Genomic DNA, 23,072 nt, shown 5'->3' on the forward strand with positions numbered 1-23,072 from the left:
CTCCAGGTCAGTGCCGCTTTCCAGCAGGGCTTCCACCGCCGGGCGCACCCGGTCCACGATCGAGCGCAGGCGCGACGATATTGCCAGCCACGCGAACGACGAACAAGTCGCCCAGCCCCTTGTCGAACACGATCCCGACCGGCACCCGAGAATCGGAGCAGCCGAGAATGATCGCGAACGGTTCCTGCTCGCCCGGTAAGCCGAATGCCAGCAGATGACTGGGCGGCGCCTCGCGGGTCAGCACATTCGAGACGAACCGGACGTTGCCCAGTTGCAGCCGCTCAAGCGCGGCTTGCGGAGAATCATGAATATTCAATCCCCGGTGATTATCGTATCGATTAAGGTGGGCGCGGAATTGGCCGCGTCGCTTCTTTAATAGGCCAGACACAGCTTGGCCGCGAGTGCATTGCCGGCGCGGCTGACCGACTTGCGGCCGAGGTGGTGCGAAATGAACTGCCCCGCCTCAACCACCGCATTCAGATCGATGCCGGTATCGATTCCCAGTCCCTGCATCAGAAACAGCACGTCTTCGGTGGCGACATTGCCGGTCGCGCCCTTGGCGTACGGACAGCCGCCCAGCCCCGCCACCGACGAATGGAAGATCGAGAGGCCCACTTCCAGCGACGCATAGATATTGCCGATGCCTTGGCCATACGTGTCGTGGAAGTGGCCCGACAAGCGCTCGATCGGGAATTCCCGGATCACACGCGGCAGCACGGCATGAATTTTTTTCGGCGTGGCCACGCCTATCGTATCGGCGATATCAATTTCATCGCAGCCGAGATCGCGCAGGCGCTGCACCACGTCGGCCACTGCGTCCGCGTCCGCCTCGCCCTGATACGGACAGCCGAAGGAACAGCTGATGCTGCCGCGCAGGCGCACGCCATGCTGTTTTGCGGCCAGCGCGACATCGCGAAAACGCTCGATCGATTCGGCAATCGAGCAGTTGATGTTCTTTTGCGAAAAGGCTTCCGACGCCGAACCGAAAATCACGACTTCATCGGCCCTGGCCGCCATCGCCGCTTCAAAGCCCTTCATGTTCGGCGTCAGCGCCGAATAGATCACGCCCGGGTTGCGCACGATGCCGGCCATCACCTCGGTCGAGGTTGCCATTTGCGGCACCCATTTCGGCGAGACGAACGAAGCCGCTTCGATGTTGGCAAAACCCGCCAGTGTCAGCCGGTCGATCAACGCGATCTTGATGTCGGCAGGGATGGTTTCCTTTTCGTTTTGCAAACCGTCACGCGGTCCGACTTCGACGATCTTGACGCGCTTGGGCAGAGAGTTCAGGTTCATTTCGATCTTCCGTTATCCATTGATTAAAATTTCACTAAACCTTGAATGAAAGCAGTTGCGTGCCTTCCTCGACCTGGTCACCCATCGCATACAACAGTTCCTCCACCATGCCGTCACGCGGCGCGGCGATCGTGTGTTCCATTTTCATCGCTTCCATGATCAGCAGCGGCGCGCCTTTTTGCACCGTATCGCCCTTCTTGACCAGGATCGCGACGATCTTGCCCGGCATCGGCGCGGTCAGCCGGCCGGCTTCGGCTTCGACTTGCCCCGCATGCGCGAGCGGATCGTTGTACGGCAACACGGAGTGCTTGCCGGCAGCAAATACATGCACGGTATCGCGGTCCATGACGACGGCGCCGCGCACCAGCCTGCCTTCGACCCGGATCGCATAGTCATTGCCCTGCTGCGTCACCAACGTCACCTGCGACGTCGTGTTGGCGTGCCCAAGTGTCCAGCCATTTTGCTGGTAGGCCAGTGTCACCGGCACGTTCTGCCCGAGGTCGACAAATTCGAGCGTGCGTTGCAACGCGGCATTCATGCGCCAACCCTTCAAAAGCCCCCATGGATCGTTCGATGCCGCTTTCGTGCGACGGGATTCGTCGGCCAACAGGCCCACCACCGCCAGCGCCATCTCGTCGATCGACACCGGTGCCGGAGCCGGGAACAATGCTGCGTGATGGCGTTCGATCAAGCCGGTATCGAGGTCGGCGCCGGCAAACGGCACGCTCTCGACCAGCCGCTTCAAGAATGCGATATTGGTAGTCAGCCCCACCACCTGATAGTGCGACAGCGCATTACTCATGCGCGCCAGCGCTTCTTCGCGGTCGCGCCCCCAAACGATCAGCTTGGCGATCATCGGGTCATAAAAAGGGGAAATCGCATCGCCTTCGCGCACGCCGCTATCGATGCGTAGCGCCGCCGGCTGCTCCGCCGTTCCGCCCAGCTCGAACGCCACTGCCGCAGGGGTGCGCAAATGGCGCAAGGTGCCGATCGACGGCAAGAAATCGTTGTCCGGATTCTCGGCATAGATGCGCGCCTCGAGCGCGTGGCCATGGATCTTCAGCTGTTCCTGCTGTAACGGCAGCACATCACCGAAGGCCACCCGCAACTGCCACTCGACCAGGTCCTGGCCGGTGATCATTTCGGTGACCGGATGCTCGACCTGCAGCCGGGTATTCATTTCCATGAAATAGAACGAGCCATCCTGGTTGGCGATGAATTCGACCGTGCCGGCACCAACGTAACCGACCGCCTTGGCCGCCGCGGTTGCCGCGTTGCCCATCGCCTTGCGGCGCTCGGCCGTCATGCCCGGCGCGGGCGCTTCTTCCAGCACCTTCTGGTGGCGGCGCTGCACCGAGCAGTCGCGCTCGAACAGATAGACGCAGTTGCCACGGGTATCGGCAAACACCTGGATTTCGATATGGCGCGGCTGGGTCAGGTATTTTTCAACCAGCACCTTGTCGTCGCCAAAGCTGTTGATCGCTTCGCGCTTGCAGGATGCCAGCGCATCCTTGAACTGCGCGCTTTTCTCGACGATGCGCATGCCCTTGCCGCCGCCGCCGGCGCTGGCCTTGATCAAGACCGGATAGCCCATCGCGTCGGCCTCCTTTTGCAGGAAATCTGGGTCCTGGTTGTCCCCATGGTAGCCCGGCACCAGCGGCACCTTGGCCTTTTCCATCAAGGCCTTGGCGGCCGACTTGGACCCCATCGCAACGATGGCGGAAGCCGGCGGTCCGATGAAGGCAATGCCCGCGTCAAAGCAGGCTTGCGCAAATTCCGCATTCTCGGACAGGAAGCCGTAACCCGGATGGATCGCCTGGGCGCCGGTGGCCAGCGCCGCCGCAATGATTTTATCGGCGCGCAGATAGCTTTCCTTGGCCGGCGCCGCGCCGATCGCGACCGATTCGTCGCACAGCGCGACATGGCGCGCATTGATATCCGCATCCGAAAACACGGCGACGGTTTTCACCCCCATGCGGCGCGCCGACGCAGCGACGCGGCAGGCAATCTCGCCGCGGTTGGCGATCAGGATTTTTGTAAACATGTTTTTCTCCAGAATACGATGGCTTGCGGTGATGACTTGCGCTTGGGCGCTGCGGCATCGTTCATTGATTGCTGTGGATGATTCATGCCAGCCACGACGGCTTGCGCTTTTCGAGGAACGAGCGCACGCCTTCGCCGCCTTCGGCCGACGCACGGATGGTGGCGATGCGCCCTACCGTGTCGTCGATCAGTTCAGGCGTCAGCGGCTGTCCAGCTACGTCGCGCACCAGGCGCTTGGCTTCGCGGACAGCATTCGGACTGTTGGCAAGCAAGGCCTTGACGATGCTCTCGACAGCGCCATCGAGTTCATCGGCAGCTGACACGGCGTGGAGGAAGCCGATGCGCTGCGCCTCCACTGCTGGGAATCGTTCCGCCGTCAAGAAATACCGGCGTGCCGCGTTTTCGCCCATGGCCTTGATCACATACGGCGCGATGGTCGCCGGAATCAAGCCCAGTTTTACTTCCGACAGGCAGAACTGTACCCCGTCGGCGGCCACCGCGATATCGCAGGCAGCCACCAGTCCCATGCCGCCGGCATAGCAGTCGCCCTGAATGCGGGCAACCACCGGTTTCGGGCAGGTCTTGATCGCCAGCAGCATGGCTGCCAGCTGAGCGGCGTCGGCGCGGTTTTCTTCATACGTATAGGCGGCCATCTTCTTCATCCAGTTCAGATCGGCTCCGGCGCAGAACGCGGCTCCTCTGGCGCCCAGCACGATGACTTTCACCTGATTGTTGGCGCCCAACGCGTTGAAGGCGTGCGTAATTTCGGCAATCGTCGTTTCGTTGAAGGCATTGCGCACATCGGGACGGTTGAGCCACACCGATGCCACACTGGCATCAAGCTCGACTTGCAGGGTTTGGTATTCCATGAACAGCCGCTTTCAGAATTGGGAATGGTTGAGCAATGCGCGGATAGGGAGCGTGAGGTGGGTTACATGCGGAACACGCCGAATTTGGTGTCGGGGATAGGGGCATTGAGCGACGCCGACAATCCCAGTCCCAACACCATGCGCGTATCGGCCGGGTCGATCACGCCATCGTCCCACAGGCGTGCCGACGCATAGTATGGATGGCCCTGATGCTCGTATTGTTCGCGGATAGGCTGCTTGAAGGCTTCTTCTTCCTCGCTGCTCCAGGTCCCGCCTTTCAACTCGACGCCATCGCGCTTGACAGTCGCCAGCACGCTGGCCGCCTGATCGCCGCCCATCACCGAAATACGGGCATTCGGCCACATCCAAAGAAAGCGCGGGGAAAAACCGCGGCCGCACATGCCATAGTTGCCGGCGCCAAAACTGCCACCGATGATCACGGTGAATTTCGGCACGGCCGCGGTGGAAACCGCCGTCACCATCTTGGCGCCGTTTCTGGCGATGCCTTCGTTCTCGTATTTGCGGCCAACCATGAAGCCGGTGATGTTTTGCAGGAACACCAGCGGGATCTTGCGCTGGCAGCACAGCTCGATGAAATGCGTCCCTTTCAGTGCCGATTCGGAAAACAGGATGCCATTGTTGGCGATGATGCCCACCGGCATGCCGTGAATATGGGCAAAGCCGCATACCAGCGTGGTGCCGTAGCGCGCCTTGAATTCGTCGAATTCGCTGCCGTCGACAATCCGCGCAATCACTTCCCGCACATCGAACGGTTTGCGGGTATCGACTGGAATGACGCCATACAATTCCTGCGGCGAATACCTGGGCTCGGTAGGCTCACGCAACAGCATGTCATGCGATTTTTTCCGGTTCAGGTTCGACACGATGGTGCGCGCCAGGGATAGCGCATGCATGTCGTTTTGCGCCAGGTGGTCGACCACGCCCGATAGCCGGGTGTGCACATCGCCGCCACCGAGGTCTTCTGCGGTGACCACTTCGCCGGTGGCCGCTTTCACGAGCGGCGGGCCACCCAGAAAAATCGTGCCCTGATTCTTGACGATGATTGATTCATCGCTCATCGCCGGCATGTACGCGCCGCCGGCCGTGCATGAACCCATCACCACCGCAACTTGCGCAATGCCCTTGGACGACAGCTGGGCCTGGTTGTAGAAGATCCGGCCGAAATGGTCGCGGTCGGGGAACACTTCATCCTGGTTCGGCAAATTCGCACCGCCGCTATCGACCAGGTAAATGCACGGCAAATTGTTTTGCTCGGCGATTTCCTGCGCGCGCAAATGCTTCTTGACCGTCATTGGATAGTAGGTGCCGCCCTTGACGGTGGCATCGTTGCAGACGATCACGCACTCTAGGCCGGCCACGCGGCCAATGCCGGTGATGATGCCGGCCGATGGCGCGGCATTGTGGTACATGCCATCGGCGGCCAGTTGGGAAAATTCCAGGAATGGCGTGCCGGGGTCGAGCAGCATTTGCACCCGGTCGCGCGGCAACAGCTTGCCGCGCGCGGTGTGCTTGCTGCGTGCCTCTTCGCTGCCGCCCAACGCGATTTTGGCAACCTTCCGTTTCAAGTCGTCGACCACGGCTTGCAGCGCGGCGGCATTGGCGTTGAAATCGTCGGAGCGTGGATTCAGTTTGGAATCGATGATGGTCATGGCGTCGCGTTTCGTAGGTGAGAGGAGGTCGATTATTGGGTTTCGCCGAACAGTTCACGGCCGATCAGCATGCGCCGGATTTCCGAAGTACCGGCGCCAATTTCGTACAGCTTGGCGTCACGCCAGAGTCTTCCCGTCGGATATTCGTTGATATAGCCGTTGCCCCCCAGCGCCTGGATCGTCTCGCCTGCCATCCAGGTGGCTTTTTCGGCCGAATACAAAATCGCGCCGGCGGCATCCTTGCGAAGCGCCCGCACCGCTTCCGGCGTGGTTGCGCGATCGCAGGCCTGACCAACCGCATAGACATACGATTTGCAGGCCATCATGGTGGAATACATATCGGCGATTTTTCCTTGCATCAGTTGAAACTCGCCAATCGGCTGGCCGAATTGCTTGCGCTCGTGAATGTACGGGATCACCACGTCCATGCACGCCTGCATGATGCCTAAGGGGCCGCCCGACAGCACGGTGCGCTCGGAATCCAGTCCGGACATCAGCACGTTGACGCCCTTGCCGAGGCCGCCGATGACGTTTTCCAGCGGCACTTCGCAATCCTGGAATACCAGCTCACCGGTGTGCGAGCCGCGCATGCCGAGCTTGTCGAGTTTTTGCGCAGTCGAAAAGCCCTGGTAGCCCTTTTCGATCAGGAATGCGGTAATGCCGCGCGCGCCGGCCTCTGGATCGGTTTTCGCATACACGACCAGCACATCGGCGTCAGGAGCATTGGTGATCCACATCTTGCTGCCGTTCAACACATAGCGGTCGCCTTTCAGGACTGCGCGCAATTTCATGCTGACCACATCCGAGCCGGCGTTCGGTTCCGACATCGCCAGCGCGCCGACGTGCTCGCCGGATATCAACTTGGGCAAGTATTTCAGTTTTTGCTCATGGCTGCCGTTGCGGCGGATCTGGTTGACGCACAGGTTCGAATGCGCGCCGTAGGACAGGCCTACCGACGCAGAAGCACGCGAAATTTCTTCCATCGCAATGATGTGAGCCAGGTAACCCATCGCGCTACCGCCATATTCTTCTTCGACCGTGATGCCGAGCACGCCGAGGTTGCCGAATTTTTTCCACAGATCCATCGGAAACTGGTCGTTGTGATCGATCACGGCGGCGCGCGGTGCGATTTCGGCCTGCGCGAATTGCTGAACCGTATCGCGCAGCGCGGCAATGTCGTCGCCGTGGTCAAAGCTGAGGCCGGGAAAATTGATGAATTGATTCGCCATGATTTCCTTGTAGTAAGGGTAGGAAAAATTGAAAAAAAGAATTGAAAAATGGTCGGTGTCGCCTGCTGCGTATTGATTAACAATCTATGCGCATTACGTGAAAAGTCCAAATTCTCGTCGCTTGTGGCACCGATGCCCGCACCGAGCAGCCAGGCATTCAGACGGCGCGCGCCCCTAGCTTTTCGCCAAATGTGAGTATAACTCACAATATAATGGAAATAAATAAGAATATCAAGTAACATCCTTGTTGATATCTTTATTATTTATGACTATAATCCAAAAAAACTTTATTTGAGTATTACTCATAATAAAATGATGAGACAGCAACTTCCTGCAGCCATATTGATCGCCGTCCTCAGTTTTCTCGCAGCACGCAGCGTCCGGCACAAAACCGGAAATTTTTGAATCTCCGCCTAGAATGAACTGTAGCTACCGTTAACCGCACCGGAGGGAGTGCGGAGCTGTAAATGCATGCAATCACTCGTATGCGAGCAATACCAACCCAAGCACACACGATTACCGATAAAACATTCTGTTAATGGAATTATTCAATGGAGACGAAGAACATGAATACGAGACTCAAGAAAATTGGGCTGGCGGCAGCCATGCTGGCGGCAGTGACTACCTCTGCTTCCGCGCAAATCAGCAATGATGTTGTCAAGATCGGCGTGCTGACCGATCTGTCCGGGCTGTATTCCGACCTGTCAGGTCAGGGTTCAATCGTCGCGGCCCGGATGGCCATCGAGGATTTCGGCAAGACCGTGCTGAGTAAACCAATCGAACTGGTCTATGCCGATAGCCAGAACAAGGCTGACGTCGCCGCCACCAAGGCACGCGAATGGATCGACCAGCAACATGTCGATGTGCTGATGGATCTGGTGCCGACCAATGTCGCTTTGGCCGTCATGGATGTGGCCCAGCAAAAGAACAAGATCGCGATCGTCGTCGGTTCGGCCTCCAGCACGATCACCAATGAAAAATGCACGACGACCTCTGCGCACTGGATGTATGACACCTATTCCAGCTCGGTCGGCACCGGCAAGGCGTTGGTCAAGCGCGGTGCCGACAGCTGGTTCTTCCTGACCGCCGATTATGCGTTCGGCAAGTCGCTTGAGAAGGATGTGTCGGATGTGGTGACGGCTGCCGGCGGCAAGGTGCTGGGTTCAGTCAAGCATCCATTGAATGCCAGCGATTTTTCCTCGTTCCTGCTGCAGGCGCAAACCTCGAAGGCGAAGGTGATCGGCCTGGCCAATGCCGGCGGCGATACCGTCAATGCGGTCAAGCAAGCCAGTGAATTCGGCATCGCCGCCAAGGGCCAGTTGGTCGCTCCTTTGCTGATGTTCATCAGCGACGTGCATTCGATGGGTCTGCAGGTTGCCCAAGGCATGTATCTGACCGAAGGCTTTTACTGGGATGCCAACAATGACACCCGCGCGTGGTCCAAGCGTTTCTTCGCCATTCAAAAGAAGATGCCGACCATGGCGCAAGCAGGCATGTATTCGGCCGTCACGCATTACCTGAAATCGGTGAAGGCCGCCGGCACCGACGACACCGCCCCGGTGATGAAAAAAATGCGCGAGTTGCCGATTTCGGACGTGGTGATACCGAAAGGCACGCTGCGCGAAGATGGCCGCGTGGTGCATGACATGCTGCTGTTGCAAGTGAAAAAGCCGGCCGAATCGAAGGCACCGTGGGATTACTACAAGATCGTCAGCGTGGTGCCAGGCAACGATGCATTCCGCCCGCTGGCGCAATCGGGCTGCCCGCTGGTGAAGAAATAATTTTCGTGTTGTAGACCATGTTTGTTGCGCGCATCCGGCGATGCGCGCAATCTGCCAAATCAAGGAGATCCCTCATGCAGCAACCAAGCTACGTTCACGGCGCCCATCAAATGCCGCTGATCGGTGTAACGATAGGTTCATATCTGGACTCGGTCGCCGAGCGCTTCGGCGAACAGGAAGCACTCATCGTTGCGCACCAGAACGTGCGTTGGACCTACCGGCAGTTCCATCAGCGCGTCAACCTGCTTGCTGCGGGCCTGCTGAAGCTTGGCTTGAATCCAGGCGACCGCATCGGCATCTGGTCGCAAAATTGTTCAGAATGGGTACTGACCCAGTTCGCGACCGCCAAGGCCGGATTAATCATGGTCAATATCAATCCGGCCTATCGCCGTTCCGAACTCGAATATGTGCTCGACCATGTGCAATGCAGCGCGCTGATCCTGGCGGCCACCTTCAAGTCCAGCGACTATCTCGCGATGCTGCAGGATGTGGTTCCAGAAATCCACCATTGCCAGCCAGGCGCGTTGCGCTCGGACCGGCTGCCGCACCTGAAGCAAGTGATCCGCTTGGGCACCGACAAAACGCCGGGCATGCTCAATTTCGATGATTTGTTGCTGTCGATAACCACCGCTGATCTCGAAAACCTGGCGAATGTCGCCGCCACGCTGCAATTCGACGATGCCGTCAATATCCAGTTCACCTCGGGCACCACGGGCGCACCGAAGGGGGCCACGCTGACCCATCACAATATTCTGAACAACGGGTTTTTCATCGGCCAGGCAATGCGGCTGACTGAAAAAGACCGCTTGTGCATTCCGGTGCCGCTGTACCACTGTTTCGGCATGGTGCTGGGCAACCTGGCTTGCCTGACCCATGGCGCGGCGATCGTGTATCCGGGTGAAGGCTTCGACGCCAAGGCGGTGCTGGAAATCGTGCAGGCCGAACGCTGTACCGGGTTGCATGGCGTGCCGACCATGTTCATCGCGATCCTCGATCATCCGGATTTTAAGCAGTACGACTTGTTGAGCCTGCGCACCGGCATCATGGCAGGGTCGCCCTGCCCGATCGAAGTGATGACGCGCGTGATCGACCAGATGCACATGAACGAAATCACGATCTGCTACGGCATGACGGAAACCTCACCGGTCAGCTTCCAGAGTTCGGTCGACGACCCGATCGACTTGCGCGTGTCCACCATCGGTCGCGTCCATCCGCATCTGGAAGTCAAGATTGTCGACACCTGCGGCCGCATCGTGCCGCGCGGAGAAAAGGGTGAGCTCTTGACGCGCGGCTATTCGGTGATGCTTGGCTACTGGGGCGATCAAGAAAAAACCCGCGAAGCCATCGATGCGGCGCGCTGGATGCATACCGGCGATCTGGCGGTCATCGATGAAAGCGGCTTTTGCAGCATCGTCGGGCGCTCCAAGGACATGGTGATTCGCGGCGGTGAAAACATTTATCCGCGCGAAGTCGAAGAATTCCTGTACCGGCATCCGAAAGTGCTGGACGTGCAATGCGTGGGCGTGCCGGACGTCAAATACGGCGAAGAGCTGTGCGCCTGCATCATTCTGCGTCCCGGCACGCAGGCCGATGCCGATGAAATCCGCGCTTTCTGCAGCGGCCAGATCGCCCACTACAAGATTCCACGCTATATCCGGTTTGTCGACAGCTTCCCGATGACGGTGACCGGCAAGATCCAGAAATACCTGTTGCGCGAGCAAGTCACAAGCGACTTGGACTTGAGCGCCGAATAGGCGTTTTTGCACCGTCGTGTGCAATCGCCTAGCCGCGCATGGGTATCCGCACGACGTCCATTTCATCCCGTCTCTGCCCAGAACCACGACAGGCAAAATCATCCGCGGAGACCTCCGACAACGGACGGCGGCCTAGTTTCCACATGAAGAAAAGGAGACTGCCTTGATTGAGATGCCAGTACCGGCTTCGCTGTTCATCAACTGCGAAGGCCTTGAAATACACTGCCTGGAGTGGGGGGTGCAATCGGCGCAGAAAGTACCGTCGGAGCGGGTAGCGTGTTCTGGTTCGAACTGCTCGCTGCGGCCGCACCACAAGTCGCCGTTGGCGGCGCCGCACCCGCCGTAGTTGCCAAAGCGCAAGTCCAGAGCGGCGCGTCGCCGCACACCCTGCTGTATGTCGAGGACAATCCGGCGAACCTGGCATTGGTCGAGCAACTCATCGCGCGCCACACCGAGATGCGCCTGCTGACCGCGGTGAACGGGCAACTCAGCATAGCGCTGGCGCGCAGCCGGAGGTGATCGTGATGGACATCAATCTGCCTGACATCAGCGGCACCGACGCCCTGAAAATCCTACCCCACAACCCGGCAACGACGCACATCCCGGTCGTTGCCCTCAGTGCAAATGCCATGCCGCGCGACATCGAGAAAGGTATACAGGCAGGATTCTTCCGCTATGTGACCAAGCCAATCAAGCTCGATGAATTCATGGACGCGTTGAATGTGGCACTTGAATTCACCAAGGTTAATCAGCACCATTGAAGCAGGGCGCATGCCATGATCAGTTCATCCGACATACTTGACGCCAGCGTCCTGGTCGTTGACGATATGGAAGCCAATGTCCTGCTGCTTGAGCGGATGCTGCGCGGGGCCGGTTATGCCGCCATCACATCCACGAGAGATCCGCATGCGGTCTGCCGGCTGCACAGCAAAAACCGCCACGACCTGACCCTGCTCGATCTCCAGATGCTCGGCATGGATGGATTCAAGGTGATGGAAGGCTTGAAGGAAATCGAAACGGACGGCTCCCTTTCGGTCCTCGTGATCACCGCCCAACCGGATCACAAGCTGCGCGCGCTGCAAGCTGACGCCAAGGATTTCATCAGCCAACCGTTTGAATTGGCCCAGGCACAGATGCGCGTTCACAACATGATGGAAGTGCGTCTGTTGCACAAGGAATCGCTGAACTACAGCAGAGTTCTGGAGCGGAAGGTGATGGAACTGGAGACAAGCCGCGAATTGATCCGTCGCCAGAGCGACGAGCTCAAGGGCCTGTACCTGCTCATCCAGCTCACGCGAGACACGTGGTGTTTGCGCCGGATTGAGGTACGTCTTACATCGGTATCGTGGCCCCCGCACAAAATTGTTAGTTGATTCGGTCCCGCTTGGACACGTCCAAAAAACCGGGAGACTAATCGCAAAATCCCCCTATAGAAGAATCAATTCTTGGGAGACTTCTTTCCCGCTCATCGTTAATCTACTCCCATCAGCCGCATCTACCAAGATGCATATCGATGGAAGGAAGATAGCGCCTATGTGTCCAGCAACATTGACTAAACAAAAAGATGGTTTAATGGGGGCCCAGTTCGATGTTGAACATATGGATGAAATCCTCGAAACCAGGCTGTGGCTCGAAGAGCATGAATGGCTTTACGCGCTGCTGAAAAGCGAAAAAAACGTCGCGCCGACATTTCGTTTTCCCGACTTGATCAGTGCCTGCGTATCGCTTGTTTTCGCCAACGAAAATGCTGCGGTGCGCATCTTCGAATTCTTGGGCACTGAGCTGATACTGCGTGTGCCGCACAGTCCGCGCCGTCGCGAATCCATGTGGATCGCGCAGTACGACCGACTGCTGGCACTACAGCGTTCACCTGCAAATCGCCATCCAAATCCGAAATTTCAGCTCGACCAGTTGACAACGGCTTGCGTGGCGTTGAGCCGCCAGACCGATCCGTCGGGCGCGAGCGTCTTGCATCAGGCTCGCGTCAACATGGCCAATCGATCTGCCAGGAAGAAGGAAGCGCATTTGACCAGTTGAGCAAACGCTGTAACGGCGGACATCTCGGCATCCACCGACCAGCGCTTTACCCACCCCGCCAAGGCCATTGTCGCCAAGGCTTACCTGAACACGACCGCGGCCGGTCACACCGGTCCTGACAAGACGCCCGCAAACCCTGCGTGGCGCATTAGTCCTCGTTGGGGTGATCTATGAGACATCTTCAAAAAGCCGGCTTTCTGTTGCTTCTGTGGTCTCCTATGTATGCCTGGGCATGCTGGGAACAGGCCGCCCAACGCTACGGCGTTCCGGCACAACTGCTGGTTGCCATTGCCCGTGTCGAATCGAACCTGAATCCCCAAGCGGTCAACCGCACACACCGCCAGCGTACCGGCTCCTACGATATCGGGCTGATGCAAATCAACAACTCGAACCTGCGCACGCTTGCGCAGTATGGTATCCGCGAGCGCGATCTCTTTGATCCCTGCACGAACATCCACGTCGGTGCCTGGCTGCTCGCACATAGTTTTGCACGTCACGGCGTGACCTGGGACGGCGTCGGCGCCTATAACGCGGCCTGTACCCAACTCAAAGGCGCTGCGTGCCAGAATGCCCGCGCCAAGTATGCGTGGCTGGTCTATCGGCAGCTTCCGTCGCAGCAGTCTGCGCAACGACAACTTACCGCAACGAAGGCAATACCCTATCACCGAGCTGCTCCAAGCGACGCACAGCTCATTCTTTCCGCGCGGGTGTCGCCATGATGTTGCGTGCGATCCGGCTCCTCTCGACGTTAAGCATTGCAGTTGGTATTGCATTGCTCGTCATGTCGTGCGGTCTGGTACCGCATCGGCAGATCGAACGAGGGCAAACAAACCGGGCGGCGCAACGGGTTCCGATGCGGCATATCGCTCAAATGAATTTCGGCCATGATGCGTCGTTTGCCGTCTGCACGGAACCGGCATGTCCCTCCGTCACCCCAAAATCCTTGGCCGTCGCTCCCGACACCGCTGCATTTTCGGAGTCGTCGACAATGGTCAATCCAACGGTGACGTCGAATACCGATACTTTCCGACCAGTGACCGACCACACGGCCATTGACGCTAAGCTTGGCATCGTTCCCATTTCAGCACGACACCGGATAATGGTGTACTTCGCCTCGGGAAGCGCTGCACTCACGCCCGCAGGCAAGGCTGCACTTGCGCAATCGCTGCCCTATGCTAGCAAGGCCGATCGCATCGTCATCTCCGGCCGCACCGATAGCGTCGGTGCCGACACGCCGAATCGGACGCTCGCCTTGGCACGGGTATTCAGCGTGCGCGACTACTTGCACCAACGCGAATCCACGCCCCCTGCCGTCATGGTGATCGATGCCAAGGGCCGTTGCTGCTTCATCGCATCCAATGACGCGCCGCGAGGGCGACGCCAGAACCGGCGTGTCGAGGTCGTCTTCAACGTTCCCGAAAAGGTGACCCCATGACGTTCAACCAAGCACCTGCTCACCGTCATTCAACTTTTCTTCGCTCAATTTTTGATTGGAGGATTTCATGAGTACAACACTTCTCAACATGCCTGCTTCCCGCTCAATTGCGAACCGTAAATCCATGATGGTCATCACGCTGATGGCGATATTCGTTGTCGGTCTGTGCACAGCGTTTCCCGGTTATGCCCTGGATCTGGTGACCTTTACTGGCATCACGGGTCCGATGACTTCGGCGCTGACCCAGATTTCTGCGCTCGGCCCCGGCATCAAGGCGCTGGTCGGGTTCGTGGGATTCGTCGTCGCATTGATCTCGCTTTCGGCATTACGCAACTTCGGACCGGTGCTGTTCTACGTCGGTCTGGCGATCTTCGCCGCAGTGGGTCTCGTGATCGCCGGCGCGATCATGGGCGCGGTGCTCTGAGCATCGGTTTCCGACCAGGAACTGGAGAGCACCATGCAAGCCGAAACCTATATTCCCCGTCGTCTGGACGATCAGTGGAAGTTCGGGTTCTGGGACATCGACGTCGCCGCCCCGGTCCTGTTCTGCTTCTTCGTCGGCTACATGTCTGGCGCCAAGATGCCGTTCGCGGTTTGTATGGCGATCGGTATCTTCCTCTCCCGCTGGCTCTCCCGTATCAAGGCCGATAAGCATCCAGCTTTCGCTATGCACTGGATCTACTGGTGTTTGCCGCCCAATCCGCTCACTGCGATGCGCGTGACGCCGCCCTCTCACTTGCGCCGCATGGTTGGTTGAACCGGACGGGAACCTGCCATGGATTTCACCAAGCTCAACAACGATCTGAAAGAGATGCGCCGCCGCAACCGCGATCTGGGTCTGGCAGTCGGCAGCCTGATCACAGCACTTATTACCTGCCTTGTCATCATCCTAAATCTGATCGGCATGGAACGCACCATCGTCGTGCCGCCGTCGATCGACAAGACTTTCTGGGTCACCAAGGACCATGCGAGCCGCGAGTATCTGGAACAAATGGGCAGCTTCGTCGCCTGGTTAATTCTGGACGTCACGCCCGCATCGATCGACTGGAAGAAAGACGTCCTGCTCAATTACGTGGCGCCCGATCAACATGGTGCGATGAAGTCGCGCCAGGAAATCGAGGCCGAGCGCTTAAAACGCATCAACGCCAGCACCTACTTTCTACCGCAACAGCTCGTTGCAAACGAAACCGACCAGACCGTCGTCGTGCGCGGTCGCCTGCGCACCCAGGTCAACGGCCAGGACACGGCGACGGAAACCAAGGCCTATCTCGTCGAGTTCCTGTACGCCGGCGGCCGCGTGCACCTGAAAGCGTTCAAGGAGATTTCCCAATGATCCACAAGCCATGGCTTTTGCCGCTGCTGGCGATGGCGGCCACGCTCGCCAGCATTCCCGCCCGTGCCCTGCAGCTCGTCGAAGCGCGCGACGGCGTCACGGTCGAAGCAGTTATCGCGATCAAGGAGCCGACCCGCATCCGGATCGAGAACGCGCCGATCACCGATGTCTTCGGCAACCTCTACTCGAGCAACTGTGCTCCTTCTGTAACCGCCGTAGCGGGCGCACCATCGCCGACGGCGCCCGCAATTAATCCGGCCGGCGAAATCGCGCTGGAATGCGACCGCGACAAGGGCGAGATCTACGTGCGGCCCATCGACATATCACGCACCGCAACCAAACCGGTCAACCTGTTCGTTTCCTCGGCGAACGCCACCTACACGCTGCTACTGCGGCGTTCGGACACACCATCCGACACCATCGTCATCCGCGACAAGAAGGCGCGACGCGCGGCTACCGATCCTTCGCCCTCGCGCCAAGGTCCGCTCGGGACATCCGCCAACCACATTCGGGTAATGAAAGCATTGCTAATGGCAATGGCTTCCAACCGGGTCGGACCGGAGGTGCGCGTGGAAGAGGTCAATCGCCCGATCCCGCTCTGGAGCGAAGCCAGGTTCTCGCTGATGCGGACCTATGAAGGGCGCAACTTGATCGGTGAAAAATACCTGCTCACCAATGTCAGCGATCAAACGATGGTGCTGGCCGAACAGGAATTCGACCGGTCGGAAGGCAATGTCATCGGTGTCGCCATAGAAAACCTCAATCTTCGCCCCGGTGAAAGCACGACCGTCTATGTCATCCGACTGGGGAGTTGACCATGGCCGCATTCGACACCTCTAAAATCAGGAGCGCCATCGAGCGTCTCACCCCGAGGCAACGCCAGTACGCAGCATTGGCTGCGATCATGGCGTGTGGTGTCGGGGCCTTGTGGGCCGTCTTTGCCTTCACCGGCAGCGGCATGAAGATCGCCAATTCACCCCAGTCGTCCGCATCGACCGGAACGGCTCCGCCGACCAACATCGGCGTGATGGCACCGGGCCAGCAGGTCAATCCGGTCGACCAGTGGGTCGGCACCGCCGGTCGTAAACTCGCCCAATACGAGCAGGAGCGCGAAGAGCAATCCCGCGTCAATCGAGACCGCAAAGAATTCGAAGACAAGACGATGCAGCGTTTCGGCCAACTGGAACAACAACTGACGGCCGCCGGACAGGCGTCACGGACGACGTCTGCACAGCTGGCGCCTGCTGCACCGGAACCGTCGGTAGCGACGCCAACCCCATATCCGCCTTCCAGCGCTTTACCGGCCAATCTGCCTCCTCCGCCCGGGAGATCCGTTCCAGTCGGGGCGATGCCTGCGGGCACGCCATCCGACCGATCCGACACAATGATGCTGGGACTGGTACATGCATCCATGGCCGAGCCGGGCAAAGTGGCGCAGACCCACGCCACACCCGCTGCTGCGGAGCGCGACGGCAGCAGCCATAGCGATACGATCGATACCTATCTGCCGGTCAGCTTCACCCGCGGCACCTTGCTGGGTGGGCTGGACGCGCCGACCGGCGGCCAGTCTCAGTCCAACCCGCATCCGGTGCTGATCCGTCTTTCCGACAATTCCGTACTGCCCAACCGAGTCAGAGCCGAGTATCGAGAGTGCTTCGTGATCGCCGCCGGTTACGGCGACATCAGTTCCGAACGGGCCTATCTGCGCACCGAGAACCTGTCTTGCGTGCGCGATGACGGCTCCACGCTCGAAGTCAAGATCCAAGGCAGCGTGTACGGCGAAGACGGCAAAGTCGGCATGCGCGGGCGGCTCGTCACCAAGCAGGGACAGATGCTCGCCAACGCGCTGCTCGCCGGTGTCGTCAGTGGCATCGGCCAGGGATTGGCGACGTCCTCCACGACGACTAGCACGTCGGCGCTGGGCACAATCGCCAGCGTCTCCGGCAATGAAGCCTACCGGGCCGGCGTCGGCACCGGCGTCGGTCGTGCGCTGGACCGGCTGGCTCAGTACTATATCAAGCTCGCCGAGCAAACTTTCCCCGTCATCGAAATCGACGCCGGGCGGGAGATCGATGTCGTCATTACCAAGGGGATACGCATCGACGCCCCCGTCACCGCAAAAAATCGCCCGGCCTCGAACCTGGCCGCTACGCGCCGTTCGCCCGAAGAACGTTATTTGAAGGAATCCAGCGATGAAGACTACTAATCTCCCGCTGTTTGCTGCCACCCTGCCCCTGATGTGTCTCCTGGGCCTTTCTTTCGGCGCCATTGCTGCACCTCCATCCGCAGCCGACGAGGAACACATCTTGGCTGCGCTACAGAAGGCGCACCTCGGCACCCGCTTCACTAGCGTCTCGCACACACCAATTCCCGGTCTGTACGAGGTGTGGATGGGTCCCAACGTGGCGTTCGTATCCAACAAGAATCTGCGCTATCTGGTGTTCGGTCGCGTATTCGACACGAAGACCATGACCGACCTGACCGCGCCGAAACTGGCGCAAGCAGAGCGCCTGCGAATGGCGGCCGACGATCGTGACGCCGTCGCGCCCGTCCTTCCGATTGCGCAGTTGCCACTGGCCGATGCCATCAAGACCGTACGAGGGAATGCCAGCCGCACCCTCGCCGTCTTTAGCGATCCCGCCTGCCCCTATTGCAAGCGGCTGGAACAGGAGCTCGCCAAACTCGACAATGTCATGATCTATACCTTCCTGGTGCCGTTCCAGGGCTATGCGCTGCCGACCGCCATCTGGTGTGCCGCCGATCGGCAAAAGGCTTGGCACCAAACCATGCTCGAAGGTGACCAGAGTCTGCTCGCCACGCCGTCATCCCCCTCACCTTCCTGCACGCATCCGCTCGACCGCATTCTCGCGCTTGCCCAGCGACTGAAGGTACTTGGTACCCCCACCATCATCTATGCAAACGGCCGTCGCACTGACGGCTATGCCGATGCCGCAGAAATCGAATCCCAGATCAAAGCCGTCCCGGAGATCGCGACCTCCCATGCACGCACCGCCGTACCCCGCCAGAAGGAGACCACACCATGATACGCATTCGCCTTTTGACGTGGAATGCTTCGGTGCTGATCCTTTGCGTCTCAACGCTGTTCTCCGGCTGCGCCAACATGAGCGGTCTGGGCGGCAGTTCCGAGTATGGCTGTAAAGCGCCGCAAGGCGTGCAGTGCGATTCGGTATCCGGCAACTATTACAACGCGATCCAGAACAATTTGCCGAGCCAACGGCAGCACCATCCGGCCGGTGCAGCGGGCAATGGTGCCACCTCCGACTCGCAGCCCGTGTCCATCCGTTCTTCATCGACCTCCGGGGCTGCACCCATCATTGACAAGGCCGGCCTTGACCCCGCCTCGCCTCAGGCGCTCGCACCGTCGCCCTTACGCTCCCAGGCGCGCGTACTGCGGCTCTGGTTCAAACCCTGGGAAGACGCGGATCACGATCTGGTCGACCAGGGCTTCGTCTACGTACAGATCGATGACGGCCGCTGGCTGATCGATCACGCGCAGCAGCGCATCCGCGACGCTTACGCGCCGATTCGACCGCCGAAGACGGCAACCATACCCGCAGTACCGCCCGCGACGGTCCCGGCCAAACCGGCCGACCCCAGTTTCTTTGGCACAGGTGCAGCAGGCAGAAATTCCAGCCAGTTGGTTACCCCATCGATATCGATGCCGGGCGCAACCGATCTGCCGGCCGATGACAGCCAATGAGCATCACTAACCAATTGAGCAAGGAGAGTTTCATGTTCGATACTATTCGTTCGGGGTTCCTTGATGCCGTCGGCGCCGGCCACGGCGGCAACGGCTTTTTTGGGTTGGGCGGGCGGGACGAATCGCCCGCCGAGCAATTTGCCAGCTGGCTGCCGTATTCGGCCTATATCGGCGGCGACGACATCTTCGTCAATCGTGACAATCTCGGCTTCATGCTTGAGATCATGCCGCAATCCGGCGCTGACGAGCGCATGGTCGAAGTGTTGATCTCGCTGTACGCAACCTGTCCCAAAAGCGCGGGTATCCAGTTTCACCTGTTTGCTTCGCCGCACGTGCGTGATCTGCTGCGCCGCTACGCCAATCTGCGCCTGGAGGATGAGGACCAGTCCGACAAAGCCAAGCATTGGGGCCGCCCCGCACGCAACGAGAACCTGTTCCGCCGGCTCGCGCGCCAACGTGTCGGGCATTTGTTGCTCGGCGCGCAAAAATCGATGACCACTGGCTTCCATTACACGATCCGCGACTTTCGGCTGATGATGAGTGTGGCACTGCCGGGGTGCGTCGACAATCTGAACCGGCGCGACGAACTGATCGCGCTGCGCGAAGCCATGTCCACCACCTTGCGCGCAGCGTCGTTGCCCAACCGCGTGTGTGACGCCGCCGACCTGATCAATTGGTGTTCCTTGTTCACCAACCCGGACAGGATCTCGCGCACCGACACCCCCGATCTGCACTACGACGATGGGCGCGAAATCCGCGATCAGATCGTCGATTTCGACACGATCCAGGATGCCAACGCGAATGGGCTGCGCCTATGGAAGGAAGGCGACCCGAACGTACTCGATGCGCGTTTCTATTCGATCAAGTCGTATCCGGAGCGTTTTGCGCTGTGGCAGATGGGTTCGTTGATCGGCGACCTGATGCAACCGGCACTGCAGTACAACGCCCCGTTCCTGCTGACGATGGGCGTCCATGTGCTCGATCCCAACACCACCAAGACGGCTGTCACGGCCAACCATGTGCGGGCAACGCAAAACGCCCAGAGCAAGATGGCGGCAGTCATGCCAGATGTTAACAAAAAGCTCAAGGATTGGAACGCCGCCGCCGATGCAATCGATGTCGGTGGTGCGCTGGTCAGCATGTATCACCAGCTCGCGCTCTTCACGCCGCCCGACAAGGCGGTCGCAGCCGAGGAAACCGCGAAGGCGATCTGGCGTGCGCGCGGGTTCGAGTTGAACGCCGATGTCTACATGCACCGCCAGGCGCTGATCGCCAGTCTGCCGATGACACTATCCGAACGATTTCACGGCGATTTGAAGAAAATGCGCCGCGTCACGCGCAAGACCATGGCCAACGCCATCCATCTCGCTCCTTTGATTGCCGAATGGCGCGGCACTCGCACGCCGACGCTGGTTTTTGGCGGACGGCGCGGACAATTGATGACGCTGGACCTGTACGACAACGATCTGGGTAATTACAACTTTGCCATCATCGGAGCGCCGGGTTCCGGCAAGTCGGTACTGATGAACGAGATGGCGTGGTCGTATCGGGCCATCGGTGCCAAGGTCTGGATGCTGGACCTGGGACGCTCTTTCGAAAAGCTCTGCCGCAAAGCCCGTGGCACCTATATCGAATTCCGCCCGGATGTCGACATCTGCCTGAACCCGTTTTCGACCGTGCAAGACATCAACGAGGACATCGACATGCTGGTGCCGGCCATCGCCAAAATGGCATCAATGCAGCACACGCTGGAAGAAGTGCAGTACAAAGCCATTTCCGCGATGACATTGAAACTGTTTCGGGAATATGGCCGCGACCTCACCGTAACGGGCCTGCGCGATGCGTTCAAGACCGGCACTATCGAAGAACTCGGCGTCCTCAACGACCCGCGCATACGCGACCTGGCGATCATGTTGAATCCCTATGCCAAGGGCGGACAGTACGAGCGCTTCTTCGAGGGGCCCAGCAGCATCGATTTTTCCAACGACTTCATCGTCATCGAGAACGAGGAACTGAAGCGCAAACCCGACCTGCACGCGGTCGTCAACATCCTGCTGCTGTATCAGATCACCGGCGAGATGTACCTGACGCGCAACCGCAAGAAAGTGTTGTTCATCGACGAACTGAAGCAGCAACTCGGCGATATCGGCGCCGACGATCCGGTCAAGGCGGCCGTGGTCGAGGAGGCGGCACGCCGTGCACGGAAATACGGCGGTGCGCTGGGGACCGCGACGCAGAGCGCCGACGACTACTACGGTTCGGCGCAGATGGAGGCCGCGTTCAACTGCTCGGACTGGGTCTTCCTGCTGCGGCAGAAGAAAGAATCGATCGAGATGCTGGACCGCAAGGGTCGGCTGACAATGGACGAGTCGAAGAAGCGCCTGCTCAATTCGCTGCGCACCGAGCCGGGTGTGTTCTCCGAACTTTACATCTCGTCGCCGGTGGGTGAAGGCGTGGCACGCAATATCCTCGACCCGGCAACGCATTTGCTGTTCTCCAACAAGCTGGAAGACAACGCGCCGATCGACGAACTGCGCGCCCGAGGGTACAGCATCGACGACGCGATCACCGAACTGCTGCGTCAACGAGGACACAGCGTATGAAATCCGTCGTCGCGAATTTGCTCACTACCGCCTTCATCGTCGCGATCGCATTACTCGCCTACGACCACATGGTGGTGCGTCCCGCGCAATTGATCGGTGTGGTCGATGTCGGCGAAGTTTATCGGCTGAAAGAAGCCGAATTCACGCAGATCCTCACAAAAACAACTTCGGAAGAAGAACGTCAGAAGGCGCTGCTGATGGCCCGTCAATTCGCGCAGCGGCTGCCGCTTGCGCTGGAAGAACTGCCCCGCGACTGCCGTTGCCTGGTCCTGGTCCGTATGGCGGTCGCCGGCTCCCCGCCGCATGCTGTCGATCTCACTGCATTGCTGAAACACAAGGTAGAGTTGCCATGACCATCGATTCCTTCACACTCGGCCCGCAACAACCAGTCGGCACCCTGCCGCGTCGCGCATGCCAACTCTTCTTCCTCTTCTGCGTTCATCTGCTGCGCCCTGCCCGGGCGCATTGGATTCTGTATGCATCCGTGTGCGCCATCTGGGGCCTCGCGTTCACCCGCCTTTTCATCGATCCGACGCCGCACTTGCCGATCCTCTTCAACTGGACACCCAGCGTTCCCTACAAGGTCGCCGTCGTGCAATACGGCAACCGGCAACTATTCCGGCGCGGCGATTTCGTGATCTACGCCTTCGACGGCGAAGCGCAACGCCTTTATCCAGGGCTGCGCGCACAGCCGTTTTTCAAGCAGATCAGCGGCGTACCGGGGGATCGCGTCACAGTCGTCGGCCGTCAGGTGTTTGTCAACAACCAGAGCGTCGGGTTCGCCAAGGCCACCACCTTCGATCGCCATCCGCTCGATCCGATCGCCGATACGGTGATTCCGGCCGGTCACTATTACGTGCAAGGGACGCATCCGGACAGCTTCGACTCGCGCTATCGCGCCAGCGGCCTGGTCCGCGCGGATCAGGTGATCGGCAAGGTCATTCCCTTATTCTAGTGGAGACAAGCATGCGCATCCCCCTTTTCCTGACGATGATGTCCTTATCCGCTACCACTGCGCTGGCCCAAAGTGCGCCACCGCTGCAGGACGATGTGCCGCTGGATGTCTATCTGGACGCATTGACGCAGATCTCGCCAGCGGCACGCGCAGGAGCCAATGCCTATTTACAGGCATTCGAGCGCCGCTGTGGCCGCCCTCTCAAGGCCATCGAACTGCGACGCGCTATCGCCGACAATAGTGGCGATCATCTCCTGATGGCGATGATGCGCGCCGCCTCCCAGCGCGACGCGGCGACGCTGCAGCGCTTGTCCGGCACCATTTCGTGCGCGAGAGGGAAGTGAAC

Annotated in this window: 23 protein-coding genes and 1 pseudogene; 18 read left to right on the forward strand and 6 right to left on the reverse strand. The window is 59.4% G+C overall.

Features of this window, described 5'->3' with window-relative positions; translation table 11 throughout:
• Window positions 1-7: 7 nt before the first annotated feature.
• The 6 genes from AC3CHX_RS15210 to AC3CHX_RS15235 all read right to left on the reverse strand — a co-directional run bounded on the left by AC3CHX_RS15210 (window position 8) and on the right by AC3CHX_RS15235 (window position 7,107).
• On the reverse strand, window positions 8-388 hold the full coding sequence (locus AC3CHX_RS15210; protein ID WP_488628886.1) for a carbonic anhydrase: 381 nt from the start codon (window positions 386-388) through the stop codon (window positions 8-10).
• Window positions 373-1,296 carry a hydroxymethylglutaryl-CoA lyase gene (locus AC3CHX_RS15215; protein ID WP_488628887.1) on the reverse strand — a complete coding sequence of 308 codons (924 nt, stop codon included), beginning with the start codon at window positions 1,294-1,296 and terminating at the stop codon, window positions 373-375. Before AC3CHX_RS15215 ends, AC3CHX_RS15210 begins: the two co-directional genes overlap by 16 nt.
• 34 nt (window positions 1,297-1,330) lie before the next feature.
• A complete protein-coding gene (locus AC3CHX_RS15220) occupies window positions 1,331-3,340 on the reverse strand; it encodes an acetyl/propionyl/methylcrotonyl-CoA carboxylase subunit alpha (protein WP_488628888.1) in 2,010 nt (669 codons plus the stop codon).
• A gap of 82 nt (window positions 3,341-3,422) precedes the next feature.
• Complete coding sequence (locus AC3CHX_RS15225; RefSeq protein WP_488628889.1) at window positions 3,423-4,208, reverse strand: enoyl-CoA hydratase/isomerase family protein; 786 nt, start codon at window positions 4,206-4,208, stop codon at window positions 3,423-3,425.
• 62 nt (window positions 4,209-4,270) lie between these two features.
• Window positions 4,271-5,878: a carboxyl transferase domain-containing protein gene (locus AC3CHX_RS15230; protein WP_488628890.1), complete on the reverse strand. Its 1,608-nt coding sequence runs from the start codon at window positions 5,876-5,878 to the stop codon at window positions 4,271-4,273.
• Window positions 5,879-5,910: 32 nt separating this feature from the next.
• Entirely contained in the window at window positions 5,911-7,107 is a 1,197-nt protein-coding gene (locus AC3CHX_RS15235; protein WP_488628891.1) for an isovaleryl-CoA dehydrogenase, read from the reverse strand.
• A gap of 566 nt (window positions 7,108-7,673) precedes the next feature.
• Here AC3CHX_RS15235 and AC3CHX_RS15240 point away from each other — a divergent pair.
• The 18 genes and pseudogenes from AC3CHX_RS15240 to AC3CHX_RS15325 all read left to right on the forward strand — a co-directional run bounded on the left by AC3CHX_RS15240 (window position 7,674) and on the right by AC3CHX_RS15325 (window position 23,070).
• The gene (locus tag AC3CHX_RS15240) at window positions 7,674-8,888 is read left to right on the forward strand and encodes an ABC transporter substrate-binding protein (RefSeq protein WP_488628892.1); all 1,215 of its coding nucleotides are present in this window, start codon (window positions 7,674-7,676) and stop codon (window positions 8,886-8,888) included.
• A 74-nt stretch (window positions 8,889-8,962) separates the two neighbouring features.
• Window positions 8,963-10,642: an AMP-binding protein gene (locus AC3CHX_RS15245; RefSeq protein WP_488628893.1), complete on the forward strand. Its 1,680-nt coding sequence runs from the start codon at window positions 8,963-8,965 to the stop codon at window positions 10,640-10,642.
• Between the two features lie 231 nt (window positions 10,643-10,873).
• Window positions 10,874-11,403, forward strand: a pseudogene (locus tag AC3CHX_RS15250) (response regulator); the annotation flags it as partial.
• Between the two features lie 15 nt (window positions 11,404-11,418).
• Window positions 11,419-12,015, forward strand: a complete 597-nt coding sequence (locus AC3CHX_RS15255; protein WP_488628894.1) for a response regulator — start codon at window positions 11,419-11,421, stop codon at window positions 12,013-12,015.
• A gap of 160 nt (window positions 12,016-12,175) precedes the next feature.
• Window positions 12,176-12,679: a hypothetical protein gene (locus AC3CHX_RS15260; protein ID WP_488628895.1), complete on the forward strand. Its 504-nt coding sequence runs from the start codon at window positions 12,176-12,178 to the stop codon at window positions 12,677-12,679.
• A 170-nt stretch (window positions 12,680-12,849) separates the two neighbouring features.
• Window positions 12,850-13,398: a lytic transglycosylase domain-containing protein gene (locus AC3CHX_RS15265; protein ID WP_488628896.1), complete on the forward strand. Its 549-nt coding sequence runs from the start codon at window positions 12,850-12,852 to the stop codon at window positions 13,396-13,398.
• Window positions 13,395-14,114, forward strand: coding sequence for an OmpA family protein (locus AC3CHX_RS15270; protein ID WP_488628897.1), 720 nt, complete (start codon window positions 13,395-13,397; stop codon window positions 14,112-14,114). Before AC3CHX_RS15265 ends, AC3CHX_RS15270 begins: the two co-directional genes overlap by 4 nt.
• 67 nt (window positions 14,115-14,181) lie before the next feature.
• Entirely contained in the window at window positions 14,182-14,538 is a 357-nt protein-coding gene (locus AC3CHX_RS15275; RefSeq protein WP_488628898.1) for a hypothetical protein, read from the forward strand.
• Window positions 14,539-14,571: 33 nt separating this feature from the next.
• On the forward strand, window positions 14,572-14,871 hold the full coding sequence (gene traL / locus AC3CHX_RS15280; protein ID WP_488628899.1) for a type IV conjugative transfer system protein TraL: 300 nt from the start codon (window positions 14,572-14,574) through the stop codon (window positions 14,869-14,871).
• 18 nt (window positions 14,872-14,889) lie between these two features.
• Window positions 14,890-15,447 carry a type IV conjugative transfer system protein TraE gene (traE, locus tag AC3CHX_RS15285; RefSeq protein WP_488628900.1) on the forward strand — a complete coding sequence of 186 codons (558 nt, stop codon included), beginning with the start codon at window positions 14,890-14,892 and terminating at the stop codon, window positions 15,445-15,447.
• Entirely contained in the window at window positions 15,444-16,262 is an 819-nt protein-coding gene (locus AC3CHX_RS15290) for a type-F conjugative transfer system secretin TraK (RefSeq protein WP_488628901.1), read from the forward strand. The genes traE and AC3CHX_RS15290 overlap by 4 nt, the downstream gene beginning before the upstream one ends.
• Window positions 16,263-16,351: 89 nt before the next feature.
• Window positions 16,352-17,653: a TrbI/VirB10 family protein gene (locus AC3CHX_RS15295; protein ID WP_488628902.1), complete on the forward strand. Its 1,302-nt coding sequence runs from the start codon at window positions 16,352-16,354 to the stop codon at window positions 17,651-17,653.
• The gene (locus AC3CHX_RS15300) at window positions 17,640-18,491 is read left to right on the forward strand and encodes a DsbC family protein (RefSeq protein WP_488628903.1); all 852 of its coding nucleotides are present in this window, start codon (window positions 17,640-17,642) and stop codon (window positions 18,489-18,491) included. The genes AC3CHX_RS15295 and AC3CHX_RS15300 overlap by 14 nt, the downstream gene beginning before the upstream one ends.
• Window positions 18,488-19,168 (forward strand): type IV conjugative transfer system lipoprotein TraV, encoded by a 681-nt coding sequence (gene traV / locus AC3CHX_RS15305; protein WP_488628904.1) that lies wholly within the window; start codon window positions 18,488-18,490, stop codon window positions 19,166-19,168. Before AC3CHX_RS15300 ends, traV begins: the two co-directional genes overlap by 4 nt.
• 32 nt (window positions 19,169-19,200) lie before the next feature.
• Window positions 19,201-21,771, forward strand: a complete 2,571-nt coding sequence (traC, locus tag AC3CHX_RS15310) for a type IV secretion system protein TraC (RefSeq protein ID WP_488628905.1) — start codon at window positions 19,201-19,203, stop codon at window positions 21,769-21,771.
• Window positions 21,768-22,124, forward strand: a complete 357-nt coding sequence (locus AC3CHX_RS15315) for a hypothetical protein (protein ID WP_488628906.1) — start codon at window positions 21,768-21,770, stop codon at window positions 22,122-22,124. Before traC ends, AC3CHX_RS15315 begins: the two co-directional genes overlap by 4 nt.
• Entirely contained in the window at window positions 22,121-22,726 is a 606-nt protein-coding gene (traF, locus tag AC3CHX_RS15320) for a conjugative transfer signal peptidase TraF (protein WP_488628907.1), read from the forward strand. The genes AC3CHX_RS15315 and traF overlap by 4 nt, the downstream gene beginning before the upstream one ends.
• Window positions 22,727-22,737: 11 nt before the next feature.
• The gene (locus tag AC3CHX_RS15325) at window positions 22,738-23,070 is read left to right on the forward strand and encodes a hypothetical protein (RefSeq protein WP_488628908.1); all 333 of its coding nucleotides are present in this window, start codon (window positions 22,738-22,740) and stop codon (window positions 23,068-23,070) included.
• Window positions 23,071-23,072: the final 2 nt, after the last annotated feature.

Source organism: Glaciimonas sp. OK215 (assembly GCF_057787885.1).

Excerpts from the sequence above, each read along its gene's own strand:
- AC3CHX_RS15230 (WP_488628890.1), bottom strand. The coding sequence starts at position 5,878 with ATGACCATCATCGATTCCAAACTGAATCCACGCTCCGACGATTTCAAC.
- traC (WP_488628905.1), top strand. The coding sequence starts at position 19,201 with ATGTTCGATACTATTCGTTCGGGGTTCCTTGATGCCGTCGGCGCCGGC.
- AC3CHX_RS15325 (WP_488628908.1), top strand. The coding sequence starts at position 22,738 with ATGCGCATCCCCCTTTTCCTGACGATGATGTCCTTATCCGCTACCACT.
- AC3CHX_RS15265 (WP_488628896.1), top strand. The coding sequence starts at position 12,850 with ATGAGACATCTTCAAAAAGCCGGCTTTCTGTTGCTTCTGTGGTCTCCT.
- AC3CHX_RS15270 (WP_488628897.1), top strand. The coding sequence starts at position 13,395 with ATGATGTTGCGTGCGATCCGGCTCCTCTCGACGTTAAGCATTGCAGTT.
- AC3CHX_RS15245 (WP_488628893.1), top strand. The coding sequence starts at position 8,963 with ATGCAGCAACCAAGCTACGTTCACGGCGCCCATCAAATGCCGCTGATC.
- AC3CHX_RS15315 (WP_488628906.1), top strand. The coding sequence starts at position 21,768 with ATGAAATCCGTCGTCGCGAATTTGCTCACTACCGCCTTCATCGTCGCG.
- traV (WP_488628904.1), top strand. The coding sequence starts at position 18,488 with ATGATACGCATTCGCCTTTTGACGTGGAATGCTTCGGTGCTGATCCTT.
- AC3CHX_RS15240 (WP_488628892.1), top strand. The coding sequence starts at position 7,674 with ATGAATACGAGACTCAAGAAAATTGGGCTGGCGGCAGCCATGCTGGCG.
- traE (WP_488628900.1), top strand. The coding sequence starts at position 14,890 with ATGGATTTCACCAAGCTCAACAACGATCTGAAAGAGATGCGCCGCCGC.
- AC3CHX_RS15215 (WP_488628887.1), bottom strand. The coding sequence starts at position 1,296 with ATGAACCTGAACTCTCTGCCCAAGCGCGTCAAGATCGTCGAAGTCGGA.
- AC3CHX_RS15290 (WP_488628901.1), top strand. The coding sequence starts at position 15,444 with ATGATCCACAAGCCATGGCTTTTGCCGCTGCTGGCGATGGCGGCCACG.
- AC3CHX_RS15225 (WP_488628889.1), bottom strand. The coding sequence starts at position 4,208 with ATGGAATACCAAACCCTGCAAGTCGAGCTTGATGCCAGTGTGGCATCG.
- AC3CHX_RS15255 (WP_488628894.1), top strand. The coding sequence starts at position 11,419 with ATGATCAGTTCATCCGACATACTTGACGCCAGCGTCCTGGTCGTTGAC.
- AC3CHX_RS15260 (WP_488628895.1), top strand. The coding sequence starts at position 12,176 with ATGTGTCCAGCAACATTGACTAAACAAAAAGATGGTTTAATGGGGGCC.
- AC3CHX_RS15300 (WP_488628903.1), top strand. The coding sequence starts at position 17,640 with ATGAAGACTACTAATCTCCCGCTGTTTGCTGCCACCCTGCCCCTGATG.
- AC3CHX_RS15220 (WP_488628888.1), bottom strand. The coding sequence starts at position 3,340 with ATGTTTACAAAAATCCTGATCGCCAACCGCGGCGAGATTGCCTGCCGC.
- AC3CHX_RS15275 (WP_488628898.1), top strand. The coding sequence starts at position 14,182 with ATGAGTACAACACTTCTCAACATGCCTGCTTCCCGCTCAATTGCGAAC.
- AC3CHX_RS15235 (WP_488628891.1), bottom strand. The coding sequence starts at position 7,107 with ATGGCGAATCAATTCATCAATTTTCCCGGCCTCAGCTTTGACCACGGC.
- traL (WP_488628899.1), top strand. The coding sequence starts at position 14,572 with ATGCAAGCCGAAACCTATATTCCCCGTCGTCTGGACGATCAGTGGAAG.
- traF (WP_488628907.1), top strand. The coding sequence starts at position 22,121 with ATGACCATCGATTCCTTCACACTCGGCCCGCAACAACCAGTCGGCACC.
- AC3CHX_RS15295 (WP_488628902.1), top strand. The coding sequence starts at position 16,352 with ATGGCGTGTGGTGTCGGGGCCTTGTGGGCCGTCTTTGCCTTCACCGGC.